The 2,828-nt window shown below is 56.1% G+C and carries 5 protein-coding genes; 2 read left to right on the plus strand and 3 right to left on the minus strand.

Annotated features, from left to right (window positions below; all coding sequences use genetic code 11):
* Nucleotides 1-233: 233 nt before the first annotated feature.
* Together L0H65_RS17680 and L0H65_RS17685 are read left to right on the plus strand one after the other, a co-directional pair.
* Nucleotides 234-977: an SDR family NAD(P)-dependent oxidoreductase gene (locus tag L0H65_RS17680; protein ID WP_301460538.1), complete on the plus strand. Its 744-nt coding sequence runs from the start codon at nucleotides 234-236 to the stop codon at nucleotides 975-977.
* A gap of 30 nt (nucleotides 978-1,007) precedes the next feature.
* Nucleotides 1,008-1,319, plus strand: coding sequence for a cupin domain-containing protein (locus L0H65_RS17685; RefSeq protein ID WP_301460539.1), 312 nt, complete (start codon nucleotides 1,008-1,010; stop codon nucleotides 1,317-1,319).
* A 43-nt stretch (nucleotides 1,320-1,362) separates the two neighbouring features.
* Here L0H65_RS17685 and L0H65_RS17690 read toward each other — a convergent pair whose 3' ends face one another.
* From L0H65_RS17690 to uxuA, 3 genes are all read right to left on the minus strand, one after another.
* A complete protein-coding gene (locus L0H65_RS17690) occupies nucleotides 1,363-1,494 on the minus strand; it encodes a hypothetical protein (RefSeq protein WP_301460540.1) in 132 nt (43 codons plus the stop codon).
* A 221-nt stretch (nucleotides 1,495-1,715) separates the two neighbouring features.
* A complete protein-coding gene (locus L0H65_RS17695) occupies nucleotides 1,716-2,003 on the minus strand; it encodes a hypothetical protein (RefSeq protein WP_301460541.1) in 288 nt (95 codons plus the stop codon).
* On the minus strand, nucleotides 2,003-2,828 hold an 826-nt coding region (uxuA, locus tag L0H65_RS17700), incomplete at its 5' end, for a mannonate dehydratase (RefSeq protein ID WP_301460542.1). The genes L0H65_RS17695 and uxuA, both read right to left, overlap by 1 nt.

Here is a 2,828-nt window from a genome sequence, read left to right on the forward strand (position 1 = left end):
AATATGTTGTAGAAAATACTAGCATAGCAGTTAGAATACTAGCATAGTAGTTCTCAAGATGCACAGAGATTCGAGGTTTGGATATCGTGTTTGGGAAGTATAGGGCGGTGAGGGCAGAAAGCTATGGCATGGGTCGGGATGCAAAAGCATCAGCATGTCAAATTTCAACTGTTCAGCCCTAGGTATTCGATGTCGGCACCGCCGACTAAATCACGGCATAGGAAGGGAATTACATGAAACTTGCGGGCAAAACGGCGATCATCACCGGCGGCGGGCGAGATATCGGACGGGCGTGCGCCATACGTCTGGCTGAAGAAGGCGCAAATGTCGCCATCAACTATTTCTCCAGCAGTGCAGGCGCGGACAGTGCCGTCGCCGAGATCATTGCAGCAGGCGGCAAGGCATTTGCGCTTCAGGGTGATCTGAACACGCAAGCTGGCGTTGACGCGCTGGTGGCCAAGACGGTGGCAGAGTTTGGCGGCGTCGATATTCTGGTGAACAATACCGGCGGTCTAATTGCGCGCAAAACGATTGCAGAAATGTCGCTGGACCATTGGAATGCGGTCATGGACTTGAACTTGACCAGCATCTTTTTGATGACCAAAGCCTGCCTGCCGCATTTGAAATCGGGGGCGATCGTTAATCTTGCCAGCCAAGCAGGGCGCGATGGCGGTGGGCCGGGATCGGTCGCCTATGGCGCGGCCAAAGGCGCGGTTATGACAATGACAAGAGGTCTGGCCAAAGAGCTTGGCCCGAATGTGCGGGTGAACGCGCTTTGCCCCGGCATGATCGACACAGATTTCCACAACGTCCACACCAAACCTGAGGTTCGCAAGAATGTCGAGAACGCAACGCCATTGAAACGCCAAGGTGTTCCGGTGGATATTGCAAACCTTGTCGTGTTCCTTGCCAGCGACGACAGTGCTTTTATCACAGGGGCCAATGTAGACATCAACGGTGGAATGCTGTTCAGTTGATCTGAATGTTTAGGGCAAGGATCTGGCGCCATGAGTGATTTTCCAATCGTCACAACCGGCGAAAACACCACTCGACAAGTCCTCTCTGATCATCCCGAGTTGATGGTCGTGGCGTTTCGGTTTGCCAAGGAGGGGGCGGTTGGTGCGTTGCACAGCCACCCCCATGTGCAATCAACATTTGTCCATAGCGGGCGGTTCCGATTCACTGTCGCTGACAAATTCATTGAGGTCAGCACCGGCGCCAGCTTTATCGTGCCTTCGCAAGCGGTGCATGGCTGTGTCTGTCTGGAACCCGGCCAGCTTGTGGACAGCTTCACGCCGCGCCGTGATGATTTCCTTTAGCGCGAACGCGCGGTTTATGGCGACCCGCATCACGGGGGGAAACCTAAGCCTGTTGCGCGTCGTCCTGCCAAAGATTGGCGGAGATGCCTTCGGTCACAAAAACGGCTATGTGATAAAGCAGACGCGACAGCGCTGCATCCCAGATGACACTCGCACCAGCATCAAGTTGGTTCACCCAAAACGGCTTATTTGCGCTGATAAAATTTTCCACGAAACCAAGGCGTTCGAGGCGGTGTGCGGTGCACGGCTGCGCCGGGATTGCCCCTGTCGCGGTAAATAGCTGCATATAGCTTGCCGGCTTCGGTGATGGGCCAGGGTCACCACGCGGATTTCTGGCCGCGCAAATGCTGCGCGGACCGCCTCCGCATTCCGACTGGCGGCAATTGCTTCGACGATTTAGACGATAACATGGGTCTGGTCGGGGCCGCCGCCACGCTCGGTTAGTGTGAAATGCCCGTCTTGTGCCGCCAATGCATCCACGATTTCTGTGGAGCGCAGACTGACACCGACAATGCGCCAATCGCCGCCTTGGGCCGCAAGGGCGGCATCGGTATAGATCGCCTGATGCGCGCGGTGGAATGCACCTACGTCCAGATGAAGAATACCAACACCATGCGCCGCCGCGTCATAGCCCGGCTTAAGTGCATCTGGCAGGTCGCGAAGCGTGCTTAACGACAGGCGCATCAATGCCTTACCCTATCATCATGCTCCAACGCCATCATCACGCCGCGCAACTCGGCCAGTCCTTTGAGGCGGCCAATGGCGGGATAGCCAGGTTGCGTTTGACGGGTCAGATCATCCAAAATATTCTGGCCGTGATCTGGTCGGAAGGGGATAGTGGCGTCACTGCGGCCAGAGGCTTTGCGCTTCTTCTCTTCGGCCAGAATGGCCTTAATCAAAGCCACCATGTCGGTGTCACAACCCAAATGCTCTGCCTCATAGAAGGAGGATGGCGTGCTGTCACTCTCTCGCGTTACGTTGCGAAGATGCAGAAAATGCACGCGATCCCCCAAACGTCCCATCATGCCCGGCAGATCGTTATCTGCGCGCGCGCCCAAAGATCCGGAGCATAGGGTTATCCCGTTTGCAGGCAGATCAACCGCGGCGATAATGGCGCGGTAATCAGCCTCGGTCGACATGACACGCGTCAAGCCCATAAGTGGGAAAGGCGGATCATCAGGGTGGCAGCACAAGCGCAGGCCCAACTTTTCAGCCTCCGGTACGACTTCGGCCAGAAAATCCACCAGATGTTTGCGCAAGGTGCCAGGCTGCATCTTGGCATATTCTACCAGATGGGCGCGCACATCGGCCAAGCTGAAATTCCCGGCAGCGCCCGGCAGGCCAAAGACGACATTGCTCGTAAGCTCATCACGCCGCGCTGTCGACATTTCAGCAAAGCGCTTTTTTGCCGCTGCCGTGCTTGCATCTGGGAAGCTTTCGGCTGCTCCGGGGCGTTGAAGGATATGAATGTCAAAGCCTGCAAAGGCGCACAGATCAAAACGCATCTCA

Source organism: Pseudorhodobacter sp. (assembly GCF_030452865.1).
Classification (GTDB): Bacteria; Pseudomonadota; Alphaproteobacteria; order Rhodobacterales; family Rhodobacteraceae; genus Pseudorhodobacter.